Annotated in this window: 17 protein-coding genes; 8 read left to right on the forward strand and 9 right to left on the reverse strand. The window is 70.8% G+C overall.

The features are described 5' to 3' along the window. Positions 1–57 precede the first annotated feature (57 nt). The 3 genes from ABZZ22_RS00870 to ABZZ22_RS00880 all read left to right on the forward strand — a co-directional run bounded on the left by ABZZ22_RS00870 (position 58) and on the right by ABZZ22_RS00880 (position 1,236). On the forward strand, positions 58–543 hold the full coding sequence (locus ABZZ22_RS00870) for a CinA family protein (protein WP_354925816.1): 486 nt from the start codon (positions 58–60) through the stop codon (positions 541–543). A gap of 60 nt (positions 544–603) precedes the next feature. Continuing rightward, positions 604–891, forward strand: a complete 288-nt coding sequence (locus ABZZ22_RS00875) for a helix-turn-helix transcriptional regulator (RefSeq protein WP_179658425.1) — start codon at positions 604–606, stop codon at positions 889–891. A 111-nt stretch (positions 892–1,002) separates the two neighbouring features. Then, positions 1,003–1,236, forward strand: a complete 234-nt coding sequence (locus ABZZ22_RS00880) for a hypothetical protein (protein ID WP_354925819.1) — start codon at positions 1,003–1,005, stop codon at positions 1,234–1,236. Here ABZZ22_RS00880 and ABZZ22_RS00885 read toward each other — a convergent pair. Further along, positions 1,233–1,985 (reverse strand): DNA-formamidopyrimidine glycosylase family protein, encoded by a 753-nt coding sequence (locus ABZZ22_RS00885; RefSeq protein WP_354925821.1) that lies wholly within the window; start codon positions 1,983–1,985, stop codon positions 1,233–1,235. The genes ABZZ22_RS00880 and ABZZ22_RS00885 overlap by 4 nt on opposite strands. Before the next feature lie 4 nt (positions 1,986–1,989). Then, on the reverse strand, positions 1,990–6,840 hold the full coding sequence (locus ABZZ22_RS00890) for a crosslink repair DNA glycosylase YcaQ family protein (RefSeq protein ID WP_354925824.1): 4,851 nt from the start codon (positions 6,838–6,840) through the stop codon (positions 1,990–1,992). Between the two features lie 49 nt (positions 6,841–6,889). Between ABZZ22_RS00890 and ABZZ22_RS00895 the strand changes: the two genes are divergently transcribed. Both ABZZ22_RS00895 and ABZZ22_RS00900 read left to right on the forward strand, forming a co-directional pair. Next, on the forward strand, positions 6,890–7,486 hold the full coding sequence (locus ABZZ22_RS00895; RefSeq protein ID WP_354925826.1) for a hypothetical protein: 597 nt from the start codon (positions 6,890–6,892) through the stop codon (positions 7,484–7,486). Between the two features lie 42 nt (positions 7,487–7,528). Beyond that, a complete protein-coding gene (locus tag ABZZ22_RS00900) occupies positions 7,529–8,920 on the forward strand; it encodes a PLP-dependent aminotransferase family protein (protein ID WP_354925828.1) in 1,392 nt (463 codons plus the stop codon). On the opposite strand, the gene ABZZ22_RS00905 is transcribed toward ABZZ22_RS00900, so the two are convergent. The 5 genes from ABZZ22_RS00905 to ABZZ22_RS00925 all read right to left on the reverse strand — a co-directional run bounded on the left by ABZZ22_RS00905 (position 8,843) and on the right by ABZZ22_RS00925 (position 15,600). Continuing rightward, positions 8,843–10,153, reverse strand: coding sequence for an amino acid permease (locus ABZZ22_RS00905; protein ID WP_354925831.1), 1,311 nt, complete (start codon positions 10,151–10,153; stop codon positions 8,843–8,845). The two genes, ABZZ22_RS00900 and ABZZ22_RS00905, sit on opposite strands and share 78 nt — an antisense overlap. An 86-nt stretch (positions 10,154–10,239) precedes the next feature. Further along, positions 10,240–11,070, reverse strand: a complete 831-nt coding sequence (locus ABZZ22_RS00910) for an SDR family oxidoreductase (RefSeq protein ID WP_354925834.1) — start codon at positions 11,068–11,070, stop codon at positions 10,240–10,242. Then, entirely contained in the window at positions 11,067–12,671 is a 1,605-nt protein-coding gene (locus ABZZ22_RS00915; RefSeq protein ID WP_354925837.1) for an AMP-binding protein, read from the reverse strand. Before ABZZ22_RS00915 ends, ABZZ22_RS00910 begins: the two co-directional genes overlap by 4 nt. Beyond that, positions 12,668–14,257 (reverse strand): succinic semialdehyde dehydrogenase, encoded by a 1,590-nt coding sequence (locus ABZZ22_RS00920; RefSeq protein WP_354925840.1) that lies wholly within the window; start codon positions 14,255–14,257, stop codon positions 12,668–12,670. Before ABZZ22_RS00920 ends, ABZZ22_RS00915 begins: the two co-directional genes overlap by 4 nt. An 8-nt stretch (positions 14,258–14,265) precedes the next feature. Then, positions 14,266–15,600, reverse strand: coding sequence for a cytochrome P450 (locus ABZZ22_RS00925; protein WP_354925843.1), 1,335 nt, complete (start codon positions 15,598–15,600; stop codon positions 14,266–14,268). Between the two features lie 125 nt (positions 15,601–15,725). Here ABZZ22_RS00925 and ABZZ22_RS00930 point away from each other — a divergent pair, with 125 nt between their 5' ends. Then, entirely contained in the window at positions 15,726–16,871 is a 1,146-nt protein-coding gene (locus ABZZ22_RS00930; RefSeq protein ID WP_354925846.1) for an NAD(P)/FAD-dependent oxidoreductase, read from the forward strand. Here the strand turns inward: ABZZ22_RS00930 and ABZZ22_RS00935 are convergent. After that, a complete protein-coding gene (locus tag ABZZ22_RS00935; protein WP_354925849.1) occupies positions 16,802–17,221 on the reverse strand; it encodes a pyridoxamine 5'-phosphate oxidase family protein in 420 nt (139 codons plus the stop codon). The two genes, ABZZ22_RS00930 and ABZZ22_RS00935, sit on opposite strands and share 70 nt — an antisense overlap. Before the next feature lie 538 nt (positions 17,222–17,759). Between ABZZ22_RS00935 and ABZZ22_RS00940 the strand changes: the two genes are divergently transcribed. Then, positions 17,760–19,022, forward strand: coding sequence for an HNH endonuclease (locus tag ABZZ22_RS00940; RefSeq protein ID WP_354925852.1), 1,263 nt, complete (start codon positions 17,760–17,762; stop codon positions 19,020–19,022). 52 nt (positions 19,023–19,074) lie between these two features. On the opposite strand, the gene ABZZ22_RS00945 is transcribed toward ABZZ22_RS00940, so the two are convergent. Then, entirely contained in the window at positions 19,075–19,650 is a 576-nt protein-coding gene (locus tag ABZZ22_RS00945; protein WP_354925855.1) for a CGNR zinc finger domain-containing protein, read from the reverse strand. Positions 19,651–19,731: 81 nt separating this feature from the next. On the opposite strand from ABZZ22_RS00945, the gene ABZZ22_RS00950 reads away from it, so the two are divergent. Beyond that, positions 19,732–20,907 carry an epoxide hydrolase family protein gene (locus ABZZ22_RS00950; protein WP_354925858.1) on the forward strand — a complete coding sequence of 392 codons (1,176 nt, stop codon included), beginning with the start codon at positions 19,732–19,734 and terminating at the stop codon, positions 20,905–20,907. The last annotated feature ends 2 nt before the right edge of the window (positions 20,908–20,909 follow it).

Raw genomic sequence — 20,909 nt, forward strand, 5'->3', positions numbered from 1 at the left:
ACTCGCCGATAGCGGTCCGGTCGTCACTGCGACGGCCGGACCGCTAACGTCGTCGTCATGAGTGCCATCGAGGAGCTGAACGCCGCACTGCGTGAGATCGGAGCGACCGTGGCCACCGCCGAGTCCTTGACCGCGGGACAGCTGGCGGCCGCGCTCGCCGAGCCGCCGGGCGCCTCGGCGACCTATCGCGGTGGGTTCGTGACGTACGCGACCGAGCTCAAGCACGAGCTGCTTGGCGTGCCAGCGTCGGTGATCGAGACGGTCGGCGTGGTCTCCGCCGAGTGCGCCGAGGCGATGGCCAGCGGCGCGCGGGCGCGGTCGGGCGCGACGTACGCAATCTCGACCACGGGTGTGGCCGGGCCCGAGGAGCAGGAGGGAAAGCCTGTCGGGACGGTCTACGTCGGGGTTTCCGGTCCGCACGGTGAAACAACCTCACGTCTGAGCCTGTCGGGCTCGCGTGCGGAGATCCAGCGTGATACGTGTTTGTTCGCTGTTGATGAACTACTCCGACTACTTCGGCGGGAACATCGAAGGGTCGGGTAGCGTTGGAGAAAGACGTCACCCAGATGTCGGTGACTTGTGAACTGTAGGAGGCTGACCGCGATGGTGCTCTTCCGTCGACTTCTCGGCGAGGTGCTTCGTGCCCAGCGGCTCGAGCGTGGGATGACCCTGCGCGAGGTCTCCGCGGAGGCCCGAGTGAGCCTCGGTTACATCTCTGAGGTCGAGCGTGGCCAGAAGGAGGCCTCCTCCGAGCTCCTCGCCTCGCTGTGCAGCGCACTCGACGTGGCTCTCTCCGATGTGCTTCGCGACGTCTCCGACGCGGTCGCCATCGAAGAGGCCACCATCCTGCGGATGCCGGTCCGCGCCGCGGCCGACGCCGCCGCAGCCTGATCCTCCCCAAATTCGGGGAGATCGCCTCCCGGGTGTCTCAAGAAGGACGCCGCCGTCTCCTTGGGTGATGTGGGCCCACGACGGGCCGCAGGTTCATGGGGAGATGGTGTCATGCAGATGATTGTCGAGAACGAGCCTCCGAGCACGGCGGCTCCGGCGCCGCGAAGGGATCCCGCGCTGCTCGAGGCCGAGCTCTTCGGGCTGGAAGAGACCCTGAACATCCTTCGCGACGAGCTCACCTCCGTCGCTCCCAGCGAGCGCGTGCACGTCGCTCGGCACATGCGAGACACCCGAGTGCGGATCGCGCGGATCCGGATGCAGCTCGCGCACGGGTATCAGGCTTAGGGCTGACACCTCGGGCAGAAGTAGGCCGGGCGCTCCTCACCGGGAGGGCCGACCTTGGCGACAGTCACGGTGCCGCCGCAGCGTCGGCAGGCTCGGCGGCCGTAGACCCACATCTGCCGGGAGCGTGACCAGTCGGCCTGCATCAGGTCCCGTGCGCGCTGGAGCATCCGGGGGAGCCTGTCGCCGGCCTCCGCGACCGTACGCAGCGGACTGATCCCGGCGATGAAGCACGTCTCGGCGGCGTAGATCGTGCCGATCCCGGCGAGGTTGGTCTGGTCGCGCAGCGCATCGAAGAGGGGCCGCTCGGGCTGGCGGGACAGGCGTTCGAGGGCCGCGTCCGGGTCCCAGTCGTCGGCGAGGACGTCCGGGCCGAGATGGCCGACCAGACGCTCTTCCTGGTCCCGGGGCACGAGCTCGACGATGCCCAGCAGGAAGCCGACCGCCTCGGTCCTCTCGGTGCGGAGCACCACTCGTGCCTGGAACCCGGGCTTGGGCCAGCGCCGGCCGGCCTCGAGGACCCGCCAGGACCCCTCCATCTTCAGGTGGGTGTGCAGCGTCCACTCGCCGGTGCGATGGTCGATCCGGGTCAGCAGGTGCTTGCCACGGGGCAGTGTCTCGCGGACGGTGCCGCCGGCGAGGTCGGCCGTGGCCAGCTGCGGGACCCGGAAGTCCGTTCGGGTGAGCACCTGCCCGGCCAGCCCCTTGTAGAGCCTCCTGGCGGTGCGGAGCACCGCGTCCCCCTCGGGCACGTCCTCACCTGCTCTGCGAGGTCAGGCGCAGGCCGCGCGGGGTGGCGATGAAGCCGGCGTACTGGAGCGCCTGGCGCAGCGGTGTCTCGCCGGAGCCGAGCAGCGGGGCGCCGTCGGCCTTCTCGACCGTCAACCTGCCCAGCGCGCCTCGCCGGACGGCCTCGGCGAGCGCCTCGGCGGCGGGCTCGAGCAGGTTGGGGTCGTCGGACCAGGTCAGCAGCGTGCGGCCGCCGCGCTCGACGTACATCGCCAGCTCGCCGTCGACCAGCACGACGATCGCGCCGGCCTTGCGGCCGGGCCGGTGGCCCGAGGCATCGGTGGTCGAGACTGTCGAGACCGGCCAGGGGAGCGCGGCGCCGTAAGGGTTGGCCGGGTCGGTGGCAGCGAGCGCGAGGGCGACCGGCTTGTCGCCGGAGTCGACCCGGGAGAACGTACGCAGCCGGTCGACCGAGCCGGCAGTGCCGAACTGGGCCGCGCCCAGGCCCTCGACGAAGTAGCCCCGCCGGGCGCGACCGGACTCCTCGAACGCGCTGAGCACCTTGTAGACGGCGGCGAACCCGCCGGGGGTGCGCTCGGACTGGACCGCGCCACGGGTGACGACTCCGTGCCGGTCCAGCAGCCGCTCGGCGGCCGCGTGGGCACGCTTGGTCGGGTCGGGATCGGGCTCGGGCAAAATCGTCCAGCGCCCGGCCGTCTCCGGAAGACCGGCCCGCACCGGCATCCGCGCGCCGCCGGCGTAGCGTCCGCCACGGGCGCGCGGCGGTGGCCGCCTCGAGCGGTGCGACGGTGTCCCGGAACGGGTCAGCGCCCGCAGCGGCAACAGGGTGTCGTTGCTGACTCGACCCGACCAGACCAGCTCCCACAGGGCGGCGCTGAGGTCGGCATCGCTCGGGGTGGTGTCGAGGTGGCCTCCCACGGTGCGGGCGAGCTGGTGGAAAAACCACGCGCCGCCGGGCTCCAGCGCCGCGAGCAGCTGCTGGGCAAGGGGTCCGTCAGTGACTTCTGTCGGGGGCGGCAGGGTCAGCTCGGCCGTGTCGGCCGGGTGCAGCGAGACCCAGCCGTCGGTGCCGGGCAGGGTGCCGTGGCCCGCCCAGAGCACCTCGCCGCCGGCGGTCAGCTCGTCGAGGAAGGCCGGCTCGTAGTCGACCACCCGGGCCGGAAGGATCAGGCTCTCCAACGCGCTGGCCGGGACCGGGCAGCCCGACAGCTGGTCGACGACGCTCAGCACCCCGTCGACCCCACGTAGCGCGCCCTTGCGTACGGACGTCTTCTGCCATGCCGGGAGGAACCTGCCCATTGCCGCCGGCTCGACGGGCTCGACCTCCTTGCGCAGCCGGGCGAGCGAGCGCCGCCGCAGCATCCTGAGCACGTCGGCATCGCACCACTCCAGCCCGTTCCCGCCCGGCCGGAACTCCCCGTCGAGCACCCGCCCGCGGGCCGAGAGCCGCGCCAGGGCGTGCCGGACGACGGCCTCGCCCAGCCCCAGCCTCGAGGCCACGTCGGTGGCCGTGAACGGCCCGTGCGAGCGTGCGTAGCGCGAGACCAGGTCGCCGACCGGGTCCTCGACGGGCTCGGTGAACGCCGACGGTACGCCCGGAGGGACCGCCACCCCCAGCCCGTCCCTGAGCCTGGCCACATCCTCGACCACCGCCCACCGACCCTCCCCGGCGACCCGCACCTCGACGACCCGTCGAGCCGTGGCCAGGCCCGCCAGCATCGCCGAGACGTCACCCCGGTCGGCCGAGACGTCACCCCGGTCGGTCGAGGCGTCACTGCCGTTGTCCGAGACGTCAGTCGGTGACGCCTCGCCCGATGTACGTGACGCCTCGGACGACGCACGTGACGCCTCGGCCGACGTACGTGACGTCTCGGCAGGGGTGGTTCGGGCGGTGATCTCTTCGAGGGTCAGCGGGCCGATGGTGCGGATGAGGTCGGTGATGCCTTCGGCGCCGCGGGCTCTCCGGGTGGGCGCGAGGCGCTGGAGCTCGGACTCGACCTCGGCCAGGACCTCGGGATCGAGGAGCTCGCGGAGCTCGGCTCGGCCCAGCAGCTCGGCGAGGAGACCCTGGTCGAGGGTGAGCGCGGCGGCGCGGCGCTCGGCCAGGGGCGAGTCGCCTTCGTAGAGGAACTGGGCGACGTAGCCGAAGAGGAGCGACTGGGCGTAGGGCGACGGAGTCGGTGTGGCGACGTCGACGACGGAGATCTCGCGGCTCTCGATGCGCTTCAGCAGACCGACCAGGGAGGGCAGGTCGTAGACGTCACGGAGACATTCGCGAACGGCCTCGAGGATGATCGGGAAGCTCGGATACTGCGAGGCGACCTCCAGCAGCGCGGCCGAGCGCTGGCGCTGCTGCCACAGCGGCGAGCGGCGGCCGGGGTCACGGCGGGGGAGCAGCAGCGCCCGCGCCGCGCACTCCCGGAACCGGCTGGCGAACAGCGCCGACCCACCGACCTCGGTGGTGACCAGGTCCTCGATCTCGTCGGGCTCGAAGACGATGATCTCGCCGGTCGGAGCCTCGGCATCGGTGTCGGGGAGCCGGATCACGATGCCGTCGTCGCTGTCGATCGCCTGCCCGTCGACGCCGTAGCGCTCCCGGATCCGGGCGTTGATCGCCAGCGCCCACGGTGCGTGCACCGGGCGGCCGTAGGGGGAGTGGACCACCAGCCGCCAGTCACCGAGCTCGTCTCGGAACCGCTCGACCACGATGTTGCTGTCGGAGGGGATGACGTTGGTGGCCTCGACCTGCTCGTGCAGGTAGGTGACCAGGTTGGCGGCCGCGTAGGCGTCCAGGCCGTCCTCCTGCGCCCGCGCCTCCGCCATCGCAGTGGGCAGCGCGGCGAGCTCGCGGGTGTAGGCGCCGACGGCCTCGCCGAGCTCCGCGGGCCGGCCGAGCGAGTCGCCCTTCCAGAAGGGCAGCCGCCCCGGGATCCCGGGGGCCGGGGTCACCAGCACCCGGTCGTGGGTGATGTCCTCGATCCGCCAGCTCGTCGCGCCGAGGGCGAAGACGTCGCCGACCCGCGACTCGTAGACCATCTCCTCGTCGAGCTCGCCGACCCGGCGCCCGACACCCTCGCCGGCGATGAAGACCCCGAAGAGACCGCGGTCGGGGATGGTGCCGCCGCTCGTCACCGCGAGTCGCTGAGCGCCTGGACGCCCGGTCACGGTCCCGGCGACCCGGTCCCACACGATCCGCGGGCGCAGCTCGGCGAACTCCTCGCTCGGGTAGCGCCCGGCCAGGAGGTCGAGGGTGGCGTCGTAGGCGGAGCGGGGGAGCGTCGCGTACGACGCCGTCCTTCTGGCCAGGGTGAACAGCTCGTCGACGTCCCAGGTGTCCAGCGCCGTCGCGGCGACGATCTGCTGGGCGAGCACGTCGAGCGGGTTGGCCGGCAGGCTCATCGACTCGATCAGGCCCTGCCGCATCCGCTGCACGCTGACCGCGGTCTGGGCCAGGTCGCCGCGGTGCTTCGGGAAGAGTACGCCGCGAGAGACCTCGCCGACCTGGTGACCGGCGCGCCCGACCCGCTGGAGAGCGGAGGCGACGCTCGGTGGTGACTCGATCTGGACGACGAGGTCGACCGCGCCCATGTCGATGCCGAGCTCGAGGCTGGAAGTCGCGACCACCGCCGGGAGACGGCCCGACTTGAGGTCGTCCTCGATCAGCGCGCGCTGCTCCTTCGACACGCTGCCGTGGTGGGCCTTGGCGATCACCGGGGCCGCGCCGTGCGACTGCCCCGACTGCGCCATGACCTGCGCCGGCGGCACCCCGCCGCTGGTCGAGCCGAGCGAGGGAGCCCCCTCGCGAAGCGAGGGCGGCGGAGGCGTGTCGAGACCAACACGGTGCCCTGTCGCGCTCGAACCGACTGTGTTGGTCTCGACACGCTCGCTGGCGCTCGCGGGTCGGCCAGCGGCTGGAGCGGGTGTCTGCCAGAGGCGATCGGAGGCGATCTCGTTGAGCCGCGCGGTCAGCCGCTCCGCGATCCGGCGGGAGTTGGCGAAGACGATGGTCGAGCGATGGGCGGTGACCAGGTCGGCGACGTGCTCCTCGACGTGGGGCCAGATCGAGGAGGCCCGCTGCGGGTCGTCGTCCTCGTCCTCGCCGTAGGGGCTCGGCGCGGTCATGTCCTCGACCGGCACCACGACACTCAGGTCCCACCGCTTCTCCGCCGGTGGCGCGACGATCTCGACGGGCTGGCTGCCGCCGAGGTAGCGCGCGACCTCCTCCAACGGCCGGACGGTCGCCGAGAGCCCGATCCGCTGCGCCGGCTTCTCCAGGAGCGCGTCCAGGCGCTCCAGCGTCAGCGCCAGATGGGCGCCACGCTTGGTCGCCGCCACCGCGTGGACCTCGTCGACGATGACCGTCTCGACGCCGCGCAGCGTCTCGCGGGCCTGGCTGGTCAGCATCAGGAACAGCGACTCGGGCGTGGTGATCAGGATGTCCGGCGGGGTGGTGGTCAGCTTGCGCCGATCGGCCGCGGTCGTGTCGCCGGACCGCACCCCGACGCGGATCTCGGGCGCCTCGACGCCCAGCCGTTCGGCCGTCTGCCGGATCCCGACCAGGGGGCTGCGCAGGTTGCGCTCGACGTCCACACCGAGCGCCTTGAGCGGGGAGATGTAGAGCACCCGGCAACGCTGCTTCTTCTCAGGCACCGGCTCGGTCAGCAGCTTGTCGATCGACCACAGAAAGGCGCTGAGCGTCTTCCCCGACCCGGTCGGCGCGACCACCAGCGCGTTGCGCCTCGCCCCGATCGCCTCCCAGGCCCCGGCCTGAGCCGCGGTCGGCGCCGCGAAGGCAGCCGCGAACCACGTACGTGTCGGGTCGCTGAACTGCGCCAACGCCTTGGACGTGTCGCTCATGGGACAAACCTAGTCGCGAGCACCGACACTCAGCGGTCACACTGACCCCATGCATCTCGTCAATCTCTTCGGCCCACCGGCGGTCGGCAAGATGAGCGTGGGCCGGGAGCTCGCGGCACGCACGCCGTACCGCCTCTTCCACAACCACGCCACGATCGAGCCGCTGCTGGAGGTCTTCGACTGGGGGATGCCGTCTTTCGGGGTGCTCAAGGCCGAGTTCCGGCGGCGGGTGATCGAGGAGGCAGTGGCCTCCGACCTCCCCGGCCTGATCTTCACCTATGTCTGGGCGCTCGAGCTCCCGGAGGACACCCAGGCGGTCGAGAGCCTGGTCGCCCCCGTGGTCGAGGCGGGAGGGAAGGTCGACTGCGTCGAGCTGTACGCCGATCTGCCGACCCGTCTCGGCCGCGAGGGCACCCCGGAGCGGCTGGCCGCGAAGCCGTCCAAGCGCGACACCGAGTGGGCGCGGGCCAACGTGGTGGACTGGAACGAGCGCCATGTGCTCTCGACCGGCGCTGAGATGCCGTTCCCGCTGCCCTTCCCGCACACCGTGGTCGACAACACCCACCTGTCCGCGGCCGAGACTGCCGAGGAGATCATGGCGCGCCTCGGGCTGCCGACCAACCCAGACGGGCGCCGGCTGCCCTGAAACCACCGGACGCTCGGCGCCCTGCTGTGGTGCAATCGCGCTGTGGACCTCGCGCTTGACCTGACCGACCGTGCAGAAAGGTCCGCGTCGCTCTACCAGGCGCTGCGGGAGGCGCTGGCCGACGGCAGGCTGAAGGCGGGTGACCGGCTCCCCGCGAGCCGAGCGCTCGCCCAGGACCTCGGCATCTCGCGGAACACCGTCGCCACCGTCTACGAGCGACTCGTCGCCGAGGGCTTCCTGGAGTCGCGCGTCGGCGCGGGGACGTACGTCGCCGAGACCACCCGCCGACGCAGGGACCCGACCCCGGGCTCCCTCACCCCGAAGCCGAGCTGGCGGTGGTCCCCACGGCCGACGAGCGCCGACGCAGCGGTCCCGGCGTACGACCTGCGGGTGGGGATCCCCGACGCGGAGCTCTTCCCGTTCGAGACCTGGCGCCGCGTCCTGGCGGCGGAGTCGCGGCTGCGGGGGCACAACCCCGGGACCTACTCCTCGCCTGCCGGTCTGCCCAGACTGCGTGAGGCGTTGGCGCACTCGGTCGCCTACCACCGCGGCGTACGGGCCGACCTGGAGCAGATCGTGGTCACCAACGGGACCCAGCAGGCGTTGGATCTCGTCGCCCGGGTGCTGCTCGAGCCGGGCGACATCGTGGCGGTCGAGGACCCGGGCTACCCGTCCGCACGCGACCTCTTCGCCTCCCACGGTGCCCGGGTGGTGCCGGTTCCGGTCGACGAGGACGGGCTGGTCGTCGACCAGCTCCCGGAGCAGACCCGGCTCGTCTACACGACCCCGAGCCACCAGTTCCCGCTCGGGGTGCGCCTCTCCCTCAGCCGCCGCCGCGCCCTGCTCGCCTTCGCCAACACTCACGGGGCGGGGATCGTCGAGGACGACTACGACAGCGAGTTCCGGTTCACCGGGCGGCCTCTCGAACCGCTGCACGCCCTCGATGACCAGGGCCGGGTGATCTACGTCGGCACCTTCTCCAAGTCGCTGCTTCCCAGCCTGCGCACCGGCTACCTCGTCGCGCCGGGCTCCCTCGTCGACAGCCTCCTGGGCGCCAAGCAGCTCACCGACGGCTTCGGTCCCGTCCAGCCCCAGGCCGCCCTGGCCCGCTTCCTGGAGGAGGGCCTTCTCGCCCGGCACGTACGCAAGGCGTCCAAGACGTACGCCGAGCGCCGCTCGCTCCTCCTCGAGACCCTCGCCACCTGGCCGGTCGAGGTGCTCCCGTCCGCTGCCGGACTGCACCTGTCCGCCTACGCGGAGCTCCCCGCTGACCTGGCCGACCGCGCCGCGGCCGAGGGACTCGCACTAGACACGATCAGCGCCCACCGCCTGCTGCCGGGTCGCGACGGGCTCTTCCTAGGCTACGGAGCCGTCCGGACAGAGAGCCTGCCCCGCGGGCTCGACCTCCTGGGCGCCCTCGCGGGCTGGTCGTGAACGGTCCCGTCGTGAGCGCGCCAGCGACCAGGCCAGCCCCGCACCGGCGAAGAGCACCGGCCCGAGCAGGTGGGCGCCGGTGAGACCCAGCAGGACCAGTGCCGCGACCATCGAGCAGACCGCGGCCCACCACGACCACGTCCCCCGCGGCAGCAGCCGCAGCGCGGCCGCTGCGCCGACCACGTAGAGCAGGGAGAACGTCCCCGAGGCCATCAGCAGGGCCGCGTCGGTCGAGGTGCCGGCAGCCCAGATCACCACGACCGTCCCCAGCGCGACGGCGCTGATCGCGAGCAGCGAGCGCCGGGGGATCGAGGAGACGGGGTCGGCGAGGACCCGCGGCAGCCCGCCCTCACGCGCCAACGCCGCCCCGAGCCGCGAGCCGCCGGCGAAGTAGGCGTTGATCGCGCCGATGGTCAGCAGCACCGCGACGACCGCGGTCACCGGCCGGGCCGGCTCCCCGAAGCCCAGGACGAGCAGGTCGGCCAACGGCGCGGCTCCGGAGGTGGATCCGAGCGAGGCGACGGTCGCGAACGCGATGCCGAGGTAGAGCACCGTCACGACGCCGAGCGCCAGGAACGTCGCCCGGCGGATGTCGCGAGCCGGGTCGCGGTAGTCGGCCGAGAGCGACGACAGGATCTCCCACCCCGCGAAGGCCCACACCAGCATCGCCGCCGCGGTTCCGACCGAGCCCCAGCCGTGCGGGGCGAAGGGCGTCAGTCGACCCAGGTCCGCATGCGGAAGCGCCACGACGACCGCGACCGCGAGCAGCACTGCGATCGCCCCGGCGATCGCCAGCTGAACGCTCCCGGAGACCTTGATCCCGAACCAGTTCATCGCCGTGACCAGCACGATGATCGCCGCCGTCGCCAACAGCGACATGCCCTGCCCACCGCCGAAGGCGTCGGCGACGTACGCCCCACCGAACCCCGCCGCGACCGGCGCCCCTACGCCGATCGTCAGGTAGAACGCCCAGCCCACCATCGTCGCCACGTGCGAGTTGAAGGCGAGCCGTGCGTACGTCGCCACCCCGCCGCCGTCCGGGTGCCGCGCGCCGAGCGCGGCGAAGGTCGCCGCCAGCGGCACCGAGAGCAGGATCAGCGCCAGCCAGGCGAGCAGCGAGGCCGGTCCGGCCTCTTGAGCCGCCAGAGCCGGCAGGGAGATGACACCGGTGCCGAGCACGGCACCGAGGGTGAGAGCCGCGCCCTGGGGCACGGTGATTCCATCGTTGTTCACGATTGTGACGCTAGTGAGGGCAGCGCCCTCCGCGCCCGGCCAATCAGCCCCTCGTCTCCTGGGCCAATCCTCAGCCGGCCATCCGTCTAACGGATGTTGCGCCGCACCCGCTCCTCATAGGCAGCCCGGGCCGCTGGGTCGACGCCGGCGAGCAGCTGCGAGGCGTTGGTGGCTCGGTCGACGAAGTCCTGGACGCTGCGCGGCATCGCCTGGGTGATCTTGGTCAGGGCCTGGGCCCAACCGGGCACCCAGACCTCGGGACGTGGCTCGCGGATGACCGCCTCGATCGCGGCGGCCACGTCCTCGGCGGTGACCGGCTTCATCCCCTTCGCCTCCGGCACGCCGTCGGAGAGCTCGGTCTGGACCACCGCCGGCAGGATGAGTGACACGTCGATCCCGGACGGCGCCAGCTCCATCCGCAGCGCCTCGGAGAAGCCGACCACGGCGAACTTCGAGGCAGAGTAGGTGGCCGCGTCCGGGACCGGCACCCGCCCGACGGCCGAGGCGACGTTGACGATGTGGCCCTTGCCCCGCTCGACCATCGTCGGTGCGACCGCCTTGATCCCGTTGATCGGGCCGTGCACGTTGACCTCGAAGATCGCCCGGGTGAGCGCGTCGTCCTCCTTCAGGACCGGCCCGAGCGGCATGATCCCGGCGTTGTTGACCAGCACGTCCCACGGTCCCAGATCCGCGACAGAGTCGAGGAAGACCCGCCAGGAGCCGGGGTCGGTGACGTCGAGATGCGCGGCCATCACGCGTGGGCCGAACTCGGCGACCACCTCGTCGAGCAGGTCCGGGTCCAGGTCGCCCACGGCCACCGTGGCCCCGGCACGAGCCAGCCGCTCGACGGTGGCGCGACCGATGCCACGGGCACCTCCGGTGACGATGACGGCGGTTCCCTTGATCTGGCGGGTCATGACTCTCCCTCGGTGGTGCGGATCAGGCTGCGTACGGCTTTCCTGTCGGTCTTGCCGACGCTGGTGACGGGGACGGCGTCGAGGATCAGCACCTCGCGGGGGTACTTGTGCGGCGCGAGCCGCGTCTTGGCGAAGGCGATCAGCTCCTCGGGGGTGGCCCGCGCACCCGGATGGAGGGCGACGGCCGCGACCACCTCCTCACCGCGCTGCTCGTCGGGCCGCCCGACGACCGCGGCGGCGGTGACGGCCTCGTGGGCGAGGAGGGCGTCCTCCACGTCGCGCGGGAAGACGTTGAACCCGCCGCGGATGATCAGGTCCTTGATCCGGTCGTCGACGTAGAGGTAGCCGTCGTCGTCGAAGTGGCCGATGTCGCCGGTGTGCAGCCAGCCGTCGACGACGGTGGCCGCGGTCTGCTCGGGATCGTTCCAGTAGCCCTGCATAACACCGGGGCCACGCACCCAGATCTCGCCCTCCTCGCCGGTCGGGACGGGCTCGCCGTCGGGACCGGCGATGATGACCTCGGCGTGGGAGAGCGGCTTGCCGACGCTGCCGGGCCGCGACTCCTCGACCGTCGAGGCGGCGATGACCGCGCTCGACTCGGTGCAGCCGTAGCCCTCCAGGATGGTCACGCCGAAGGCCTCCTCGGCCTTCTCCCGCAGCGCCGGCAGCAGCGGCGCGCCACCGCTGCCGAAGGAGCGCAGCGAGCTCAGGTCGTAGTCCTGGTAGGGCTGGTCGAGCAGCATCTGCAGCATCGAGGGCACCACCGTGCTCGACTCCACCTGGTGCTCCTGGGCGAGCTCGAGCCACCCCTTGGCGTCGAACCACCGCTGCAGCACCGAGGTCTGCGGCCGTGAGGAGTGCATGCCGCTGATGACCACGATCAGGCCGTACGCATGGGAGAGCGGCAGCGGCAGCAGCCACCGTGTCGTGCCCTGGCTCTCACCGACCCGGTGGAGCGCGTGCCCGGACTCCCACAGCCCGCGGTGGCTGAGCATCACGCCCTTGGCCCGACCGGTGGTGCCGCCGGTGTAGAGCAGCGCCGCGAGGTCGTCGTCCCCGCGAGGGACGATGTCGATCGGGTCGGCGCTCTCCAGGCTCTCGTACGCCACCAGCCTCGCCCCGCTGGTCGAGCCGCCGGAGCCGCTGGGCGGAGGCGTGTCGAGACCAACACGGTCCCCTCCGGCGACGATGACGGTGAGGTCGAGGCCCTCTCCGGCTGCCTGGACCAGCGGGAGCAGCTCGGGCGTGACGATCGCGGCCTTGGCCCCGGAGTCCTCCAGGATGTGGCGCAGCTCGGGCGGAGTCTGCAGGAAGATCACCGGGGTCACCACCGCGCCTGCGCGCCACAGGGCGCGGTAGCTGACGAAGACCTCCGGGGTGTTCATGGTGAGCACCACGACCCGGTCGCCCGGCTCGATCCCGAGCTCGCGCAGGCCGCCGGCGACCCGCGCGGACCGCTCGGTGATCTCGGTCGAGGAGTGCCAGGTGCCCTCGAAGAAGACCGCCGGGTGGTCGCCGTGCCGGGCGTAGGACTCCTCGGCCAGGACCGCCAGGTTGTGCTCGCCAGGACGGGACGTCGCCCCGGTCGGCACCGCGTTCATCGGGCGCCCAGCTTCCGCAGCGCCTTGAGCTGGCCGTTGCCGAGCTGCACGAACTTCTCGACCGTCTGGCCCTTGAACGGCCCGATCGGACCCATCCGGGACGCCGCGATGGTCTGGGCGTCGGTGAACCTCCGGATCCCGTCGGCGCCGTGTCGTCTGCCCAGTCCGCTCGATCCCATGCCACCCATCCCGGCCTCGATGCTTCCTGCCGCCAGCGCGGCGCCGTCGTTGATGTTCACCGCGCCCGCGCGGATCCGGCGGGCGATCATGTCGGCCTCGCGTACGTTCTTGCTGAACACGCTCGCCGAGAGCCCGGCCTCGCCCTGGTTGGCGATCCGGACCGCCTCCTCGTCGCTGTCGGCGCGGTAGAGCGCGACGACCGGGCCGAAGGTCTCACCGAGGCACAGATCCATCTCGGACGTCACGCCCTCCAGGACCGTCGGGGCGAACGCGTACGGACCCACCTCGGGGAGCGGCTCGCCACCGGTGAGCAGGGTCGCGCCCTTCGCGACCGCGTCGGTGACGTGGGCGGTGACCTTGTCGAGCTGCGCCTGCGAGGCCAGCGACCCGACGTCGGCCGAGTAGTCGAAGGACTGGCCGACCACCTGGCCCTCCGTCTCGGCGACCAGCGCCTGACGGAAGGCGGCGTAGACGTCCTCGTGCACGATCACGCGCTCGATGTGGACGCACATCTGGCCGGTGTTGGCGAAGGCCGCCATCGCCGTGCCGCGAGCGGCCTGGCCGACGTCGGCGTCACGGCGGACGATGAGCGGGTTCTTCCCGCCGAGCTCGAGGGAGGCGCCGATCAGCCGGCCGGCAGCTCGCTGGGCCACGATCCTCCCGGTGGGCGTCGAGCCGGTGAAGGCGATGTAGTCGACGTTGTCGATGACCGCCTCGCCGGTCGCCGCGCCCGGCCCGGTGACGACCTGCCAGACGTGCTCGGGCAGCCCCGCCTCGGCCATCAGCGCCCTTGCCCACAGCAGCGTCAGCGGCGTCTGCGGGTCGGCCTTGCTGATCACGGCCGCGCCGGCGAGCAGGGCCGGGACGGCGTCGCCGACCCCGAGATAGAGCGGGTAGTTCCACGGCGAGATGATCCCGACGACCTGTTTCGCCACCCGCACCTCCTTCACGGAGGTGACGCCGGGGATCGCGCCGCGGACCCGCTTGTCGGCCAGGTAGGTCGGGCCGCGGCGGGCGTAGTGGCGGGCGATCGTCCCGACCTGCAGGACCTCCTGCCAGGCATGGAAGCGGGCCTTTCCCATCTCCCACTGGATCAGGTCGAGCACCTCGTCCTGGCGTTCGACCAGCAGATCGTGGAAGCGGAGCATGACCTCGGCACGGTCCGAGAAGGCGAGGGTGGCCCAGTCGGGCTGTGCCGCGCGCGCCGTGGCCGCGGCCTCTGCGACGTCCGCGGGGGTGACCGACGGCACCGGGAGCGTCGGCCCGGCGTCGTACGGTGCGGTCGCGGTCAGCGAGCCGTCACCTCCGGAGACCGGGCAGGCCACCCAGCGGGTCCAGGAAGCGAGCCGTACGTCGTCGATCCATCCGGGACGTACGCCTTGGACCTCGGTCGTCTTCGTGGTCATCGATCTCCTCAGATCCGGGTCAGATGGATGGGGCTGCCGTCTTTCGGGAACGGCAGCGAGCTGTTGTCGAGGGGTGCGCGGTAGCCAGGGGAGACGCTCCACCGGTAGTCGCGCAGGAGCCGGTGCAGGATCGACTTGACCTCCAGACCGGCGAAGTGGAGCCCGATGCACTTGTGCACGCCGCCGCCGAACGGCTCCCAGGCCATCCGGTGGCTCTTGTCCTCGCGGCGGTGCGGTGCGAAGCGCTCGGGGTCGAAGACGGCCGGGTTGGTCCAGTAGTCCTCCATCATGTGGCTGAACTGGACCCCGACCATCACGCCGGTGTCCGCCGGGATCCGGAACCCGAGAAGGCTGGTCTCCTTGACCGTACGCCGGATCAGGGCCGGCACCGGGGCGCGCAGCCGCAGCGCCTCCTTCATCACCAGATCCAGGCTGGTGAGGCTCTCGATCTCGGGCATGTTCGGCGCCGGACCGAGGGCGAGGGACTCCTCGCGGCAGCGCTGCTGCCACTGCGGATGCTGGCCGAGGTACTGCAGCATCGTCGAGGTGGTGATCGTCGAGGTGTCGTGTGCGGCCATCATCAGGAAGATCATGTGGTTGACGACGTCCTCGTCGCTGAACCGCTCGCCGTCGTCGGTCTCGATGTGGCACAGGACCGAGAAGATGTCGTCGGAGGCGGTGGCGCGCTTCGCGGGGAGGTAGTGGCGCAGGAAGTCCTCCAGGACCTTCCTCCCGCGGAACGCCCGGCCCCAGCGGGTGAGCGGCACATCGGCGCGTACGACGCCGGCGGCCGCCTGCACGCAGGCGATGAACGCCTCGTTGACGCGCTCCATCTCCGCACGGCTGGTGTCCTTCGCGCCGCCCATGAAGATGTCGGCGGCGATGTCGAGGGTGAGCTGCTTGAGCCGCGGGTAGGCGCGGAACTGTGCGTCGGTGTCCCAGGCGCGCATGCCCTGCTCGATCGCCGGCTGCATCGCGGTCGTGTAGGCCGCGAGCCGGGGGCGGGTGAAGGCCTCCTGCAGGATGCGGCGGTGGGCGTGGTGCTCCTCGAAGTCGAGCAGCATCAGGCCGCGGTCGAAGAAGGGGCCGACGATCTGCCCCCAGGCGGGGCCGTTGGCGAAGGCCTTGTCCTTGTTGCGGAGCACCGCCTCGCAGGCGTCGGGTCCGAGCGCCACCACGCCGGTCTCGCCGGCTCGGAAGAACGGCGAGACCGGTCCGTACGTCTCCCACTGGTGTCGGTAGAAGCCGACCGGGTCTCGCGAGTAGTCCAGCAGCCGGCCGACCCAAGGGAGGCCGCGGTCGCCGGGCGCGAGCGGCGGGATCTCGCGAAGCGTCGCTGTCATCGTGCTTTGATCCATCGTGTCCGACCTCCCGGTCCCGAGTGACTCTGCTGAGGGTAGTCAAATGGAACATGTTCTCGCAGCGGTTCGGTGGGCATGGATGAGACGGGTGCGTTGTTGTGGTCTCCGTGGAGAGCTACGAATCAGTGGTGATCGGTGCTGGTCAGGCCGGGCTGTCGGCGTCCTATCACCTCAACCGTCTGGGCCTGCGCCATGTCGTGCTCGACGCCGAGCGCCGCCCCGGTGGCGCCTGGCAGCATCGCTGGAACTCGCTGACCATGCACGACGTGCACGGCGTGGCCGACCTCCCGGACGGGCGGGCGCCGGGGGAGTCCGGCGAGCGGGCCAACGTCGCGGTGCCGGGCTGGTTCGGTCTCTACGAGTCGATGCACGATCTTCCGGTGGAGCGGCCGGTGAAGGTCACCTCGGTCACGTCGGTCGGGGACCTGCTGGCGGTGCACTCGGCCGACGGGCGGACCTGGTTGACCCGGACGCTGGTCAACGCGACCGGGACCTGGACGCGACCGTTCATTCCGCACTACCCGGGGGCCTCGACCTTCCTGGGGGAACAGGTGCACACCCACGACTATCCGGGTGCTGCCCATTTCGGGGGTAAGCGAGTCGCGGTGGTCGGTGGGGGCGCCTCGGCGGTGCAGTTCCTCGGCGAGCTCGCGCCGCTGACCGACGTCCTCTGGGTGACCCGGCGCGAGCCGGTGTGGCGCACCGACTTCGACGCCGAGCGCGGCCGTGAGGCGGTCGCGCTGGTGGCCGAGCGGGTCGAGTCGGGACTGCCGCCGGCGAGCGTCGTCAGCGTCACCGGGCTCTCGCTGCGCCCGCAGGAGCAGGAGGCCGCCCGGCTCGGGGTCTACGAGCGCCGGCTGCCGATGTTCACCCGGATCGAGCCGGACGGGCTGCGGTGGGAGGACTCGGGGTCCTTCGAACGGGTCGACGCGATCTTGTGGGCCACCGGGTTCCGGCCCGCCGTCACCCACCTCGCGCCCCTGCATCTGCGATCTTCGCACGGAGGAATACCGCTGCTGCGCGGGTCGGCCGACGTGCAGACCGCGGTCACCGCTGCGTACGACTCAAGGGTCCAGCTCGTCGGCTACGGGCCCTCCGCGAGCACCATCGGGGCCAGCCGCGCGGGCCGAGCCGCGGCGCTCGCGGTGAGGCGTCAGCTCGCCCATCATCAGACGGTTGAGCCTCAGACGGCGCCGAGGTCCGCGGAGAGCCAGTTCTCCGGTGTCAGCCGGATCGTCACCTCGGGCGGGTAGTTCGCCGCCTCCGCCAGGTACGGCCCGACCGCCTCCGGCGGAAGGTATCGCCGCGCCATCGCCGCCGTGTCGCCCTCCGCGGCACCCGCGATCCGTACCGGCCCCTCGACCGAGACGTAACGGACCGTCGGGTCCAGCCGCTCGACCATCAGCGTGCATCGCCCCGCGGCCCGGATCAGTCTCGTCTTCAGCGAGTCTTTTCCGGTGACGAACCAGACGTCGCCGCCGGGGGTGTAGTCGTACCAGATCGGCACAGTCAGGGGGCCTCGCCCGTCTTCTCGGCTCACCGAGAGGGCTGCGATCAGGGGCTGGGACAGGAGTTCTTGGCGGTCTGCGATTGGAATTCCCATGCTTTGACCGTACGCCGTTTTCGGTGGTCGAGCAGGTCGACTTCCTGCCCCGCTCGTCGAGACCTCGTCCCCGCTGGTCGAGCCGCCGGAGCCGCTGGGCGGAGGCGTGTCGAGACCAAGACGGTCTTCCGGTGGTCGAGCTTGTCGAGATCTCCCTGCCGGAAGCCTTTCGCCCGAAGGCCGGTCAGGGCCGCCGACCCGACTTCGAGAGTGTTCCCGAGGAACCCCGGAGTAAAGGACGGCCTTCGGCCGCCGGCTTCGCCGGCCGCTTCGCGGTCCTTGACTCCGGGCTCCCTCGGGAAAAGATCTGGCTGGCTATCGGGGCGGCGGCCCGGGTGTGGCGCAGCGGATTCTTGCTTGGAAACGGTGACGCGCGTGGGGTGGGAGGGTGACCCTTCGGGCCACTTACCATCCACAGGTTCGCCGGCGTTCGCTCGCCGCTAAAAGTAAATTTGACCTGCACAGATAGGTATCCAAGAAGGCCTAGTCGGAGTAGAATCAGAGGCACCACGACACGCCTTGAATGGAGGTGGCAGCCATGAGCATCGACCACTGGGGCACCGGCCCCACCGACCTTCTCGAATCTTCTCTTGCTGCCATCGAAACCTCCCTCGAAGAACTCCTTGCGATGGACCCGACCTACTGGCGCACCAGTCAGAAGAAGGACTTCCTGGCCCGGGTGGAGAAGCTCCAGGCCCAGCAGGCCGCGTTGACGCTGCGGGTCCTCGCTGCCTCAGGTGACATCGCCGCCGAGACCGGCGACAAGGACGCCTCCGCGTGGATGCGTGCCGAGCTGCTGGTCGACAAAGGTGCCGCACGGACGCAGATCAAGCTCGCCCACGCTGTGACGAAGTACGAGCTGGTCGCCGCCGGCCTCGCTGCCGGTGTCATCTCCGAGGCGAAGGCCATCGTGATCACCAAAGCCCTCGACACGATCCACGCCGACCCCATCACCACCGGCGAGGACCTGGTCCTGGCCGAGAAGCTGCTGATCGACTACGCCACCCTCGCCACGGCCAACGAACTACAGATCGCCGGCAAGCGGGTCCTGGCCAAGATCGACCCCGCCCAGTTCGAAGAAGCCGAAGCCAAAGCCCTCCTCGCCGAAGAAGAACGAGCCCAGCAGAAGACCGCACTCCGCGTGTGGGACAACGGCGACGGAACCGTCGGGTTCGACGGGGTCCTCCCGACCTCGATCGGGATGCGGTTCAAGACCCAGGTTGAAGCCTGGGCCCAACCCCGCAAACAGCAGCTCGTCGACAAAGGCACTCCGCTCCCGCCGTGGGAACGGATGATGGGCCAGGGCTTCGCTCGCCTGATCGAGACCATCGACCCCGCCGCGCTGCCCCGCCACGGCGGCGACGCGACCGTGGTCAACGTGGTGATCGGCCTCGAGGAGCTCCGCAAAGAGCTCGGCACCGCCATCCTGGGGTTCGACGAGACCAACGGGACCACCATCACCGCCGCGGAAGCCCGCAGGATGGCGTGCAACGCCACCATCATCCCCTGGGTCCTCGGCGGCGACAGCGAAGTCCTCGACATGGGTCGCGCGAGCAGGGTCTTCGTCCCCATCCAGCGCAAAGCACTCCGGTTGCAACAGAAGTGCTGCCAAGCCGAAGGGTGTGACATGCCACCGGAATGGTGTGACGCCCATCATCTAGATCCATGGGCTGCGGGCGGCAGAACGGACCTGAAGGACGGGGTCCTGTTGTGTCCGCATCATCATCGTCTGGCGCACAACCCTGCCTACGTTCATGAGCGGCTACCCGACGGCACTGTTCGGTTCACCCGCCGCCCCTAAGCCGGCCGTTCCTCGAGTGACAGGAGCGAAGGGTGTGCGCGCCACCCTCGGGTCACTCCGCTGAGGCCGAGTGCTTGCGATGGTTCGCGTTGAAGCGGGCCTTCTTCTCGCGGTTTCCGCAGGTGTTCATGTCGCACCATCTGCGGGTGCGGCTTCGGCTGGTGTCGAAGAAGGCGGCGCGACAGGTCGGTGACGCGCACAGCGCCAGTCTTCCGTCGCGCTCACCGGAGATGATGGCGATCGCATCGGCGGCGATCACGCCGAGTGCGTCCGTCAGCGTGGAGGCGGAGCTCAACTGCCAGTGCCGCTTGCACTCGGGCGTCAGCAGCGCGGTCGCACGGCCTCGGGCGCTGTGGTCGTTGATCACGTCGACGGCGGTCGCGGGGAGGGAGTCCTGGCTGGCGGCCGCTGTCGCGACGGCGTGGATCGACTCTCTCAGCTCTCGGGCGAGGCGGAGCTGGGCAGGGGTGCAGGCGTCAACAGCGAGCCCGTAGACGGCTAGCCAGTCGAGTAGTCGCTGCGGTGTGGGGATGCGCTCCACGGGGGTTCCGTGACGCTCCGACAGGGTCCCGGTGAAGCTCGTCGCGAGCACACTGCCGAGGCGGAAGTCGGGGGATCCAGCGGACATGGAACCACCATAACCGGTTGCCGCGGCCACGCCGCCGTGTTAGAACCGGCATAGACGGTTCCACGATCTCGAGGAGTTCTCATGCCTGACCCGGCCACCGACGTACGAGCATTCGACGCACATGCCCCCGAGGCCGACCTCGAGGATCTGCGGAAGCGCCTGGCCGCGGCTCGGTTGCCGGAGGCGGAGACGGTCGATCGCTTGGCTTCTGGCCGGAGGCGCTGGGACCAGGGGGTCCCGCTCGCAGACCTCATCGATGTCGTGGAGCACTGGCGCACCGCGTACGACTGGCGGCCCTTCGAGAGGAGCCTCGACCGGATCGGTCAGTTCCGCACCGCCATCGATGGCCTGGGAATCCACTTCCTCCATCGCAAGTCACCACGAGCGGATGCCACGCCGCTCGTCCTGACGCACGGGTGGCCCGACAGCATCGTCCGGTTCATCGACGTGATGGACGAGTTGGCGGACCCGAAGAACCCGGAAGCGCCGGCCTTCCACGTCGTGGTCCCGTCGCTCCCGGGCTTCGGGTACAGCGACCGGCCGGCCACGACAGGGTGGGGGACCGAGAGGACCGCGGCTGCGTGGGTGGAGCTGATGGGAAGGCTCGGCTACGACGAGTTCGTGGCTCACGGCGGAGACTGGGGAGGCAACATCACCACGGTTCTGGCCGGCAGGTTCCCGGACCACGTTCTCGGCATCCACACGACGTTCGCGGAAGGCCCACCAGGGCTGACGACGGAGGGGCTGACACCGCAGGAGCGGACTTGGACGGTGGAGACCCGCGACTTCTGGCGCCATCGGGCGGCGTACGCGAAGCAGCAGGCCACCCGGCCGCAGACCATCGGCTATTCGCTCGTCGACTCGCCGGTCGGGCTCCTCGCCTGGCTCCTCGACAAGTTCGCCGAATGGTCGGACTCCGACGACAGTCCGTTCGAGGCCATCTCCAGGGACCGCATCCTCGACAACGTCACCCTCTACTGGCTGACGCGCACAGGCGCGTCAGCGGCCCGGATCTACTACGAGAGCCACAACGCGCTCGACCCCGACCTCCGGGTGGACGTCCCGTCAGCGATCACCATCTACCCCCGCGACGTCGAAAGATGTCCGCGGCCCTGGGCACAGGAGCGCTACCGGAAGATCGTCCGATGGGGGACACCCGAGCGAGGCGGGCACTTCCCGTCGATGGAGGTTCCGGAGCTCTTCGTCGAGGACCTGCGAGAAGGCCTCGCGGCCGTGTTGGCCGCTCGGGGACACTGAGG

This window comes from Nocardioides sp. NPDC006273, from assembly GCF_040613495.1.
Taxonomy (GTDB): Bacteria; Actinomycetota; Actinomycetes; order Propionibacteriales; family Nocardioidaceae; genus Nocardioides.

Coding starts and splice junctions, on each gene's coding strand:
- ABZZ22_RS00925 (WP_354925843.1), bottom strand. CDS start 15,600: ATGACAGCGACGCTTCGCGAGATCCCGCCGCTCGCGCCCGGCGACCGC.
- ABZZ22_RS00870 (WP_354925816.1), top strand. CDS start 58: ATGAGTGCCATCGAGGAGCTGAACGCCGCACTGCGTGAGATCGGAGCG.
- ABZZ22_RS00880 (WP_354925819.1), top strand. CDS start 1,003: ATGCAGATGATTGTCGAGAACGAGCCTCCGAGCACGGCGGCTCCGGCG.
- ABZZ22_RS00875 (WP_179658425.1), top strand. CDS start 604: ATGGTGCTCTTCCGTCGACTTCTCGGCGAGGTGCTTCGTGCCCAGCGG.
- ABZZ22_RS00915 (WP_354925837.1), bottom strand. CDS start 12,671: ATGAACGCGGTGCCGACCGGGGCGACGTCCCGTCCTGGCGAGCACAAC.
- ABZZ22_RS00895 (WP_354925826.1), top strand. CDS start 6,890: ATGCATCTCGTCAATCTCTTCGGCCCACCGGCGGTCGGCAAGATGAGC.
- ABZZ22_RS00910 (WP_354925834.1), bottom strand. CDS start 11,070: ATGACCCGCCAGATCAAGGGAACCGCCGTCATCGTCACCGGAGGTGCC.
- ABZZ22_RS00920 (WP_354925840.1), bottom strand. CDS start 14,257: ATGACCACGAAGACGACCGAGGTCCAAGGCGTACGTCCCGGATGGATC.
- ABZZ22_RS00945 (WP_354925855.1), bottom strand. CDS start 19,650: ATGTCCGCTGGATCCCCCGACTTCCGCCTCGGCAGTGTGCTCGCGACG.
- ABZZ22_RS00890 (WP_354925824.1), bottom strand. CDS start 6,840: ATGAGCGACACGTCCAAGGCGTTGGCGCAGTTCAGCGACCCGACACGT.
- ABZZ22_RS00940 (WP_354925852.1), top strand. CDS start 17,760: ATGAGCATCGACCACTGGGGCACCGGCCCCACCGACCTTCTCGAATCT.
- ABZZ22_RS00950 (WP_354925858.1), top strand. CDS start 19,732: ATGCCTGACCCGGCCACCGACGTACGAGCATTCGACGCACATGCCCCC.
- ABZZ22_RS00935 (WP_354925849.1), bottom strand. CDS start 17,221: ATGGGAATTCCAATCGCAGACCGCCAAGAACTCCTGTCCCAGCCCCTG.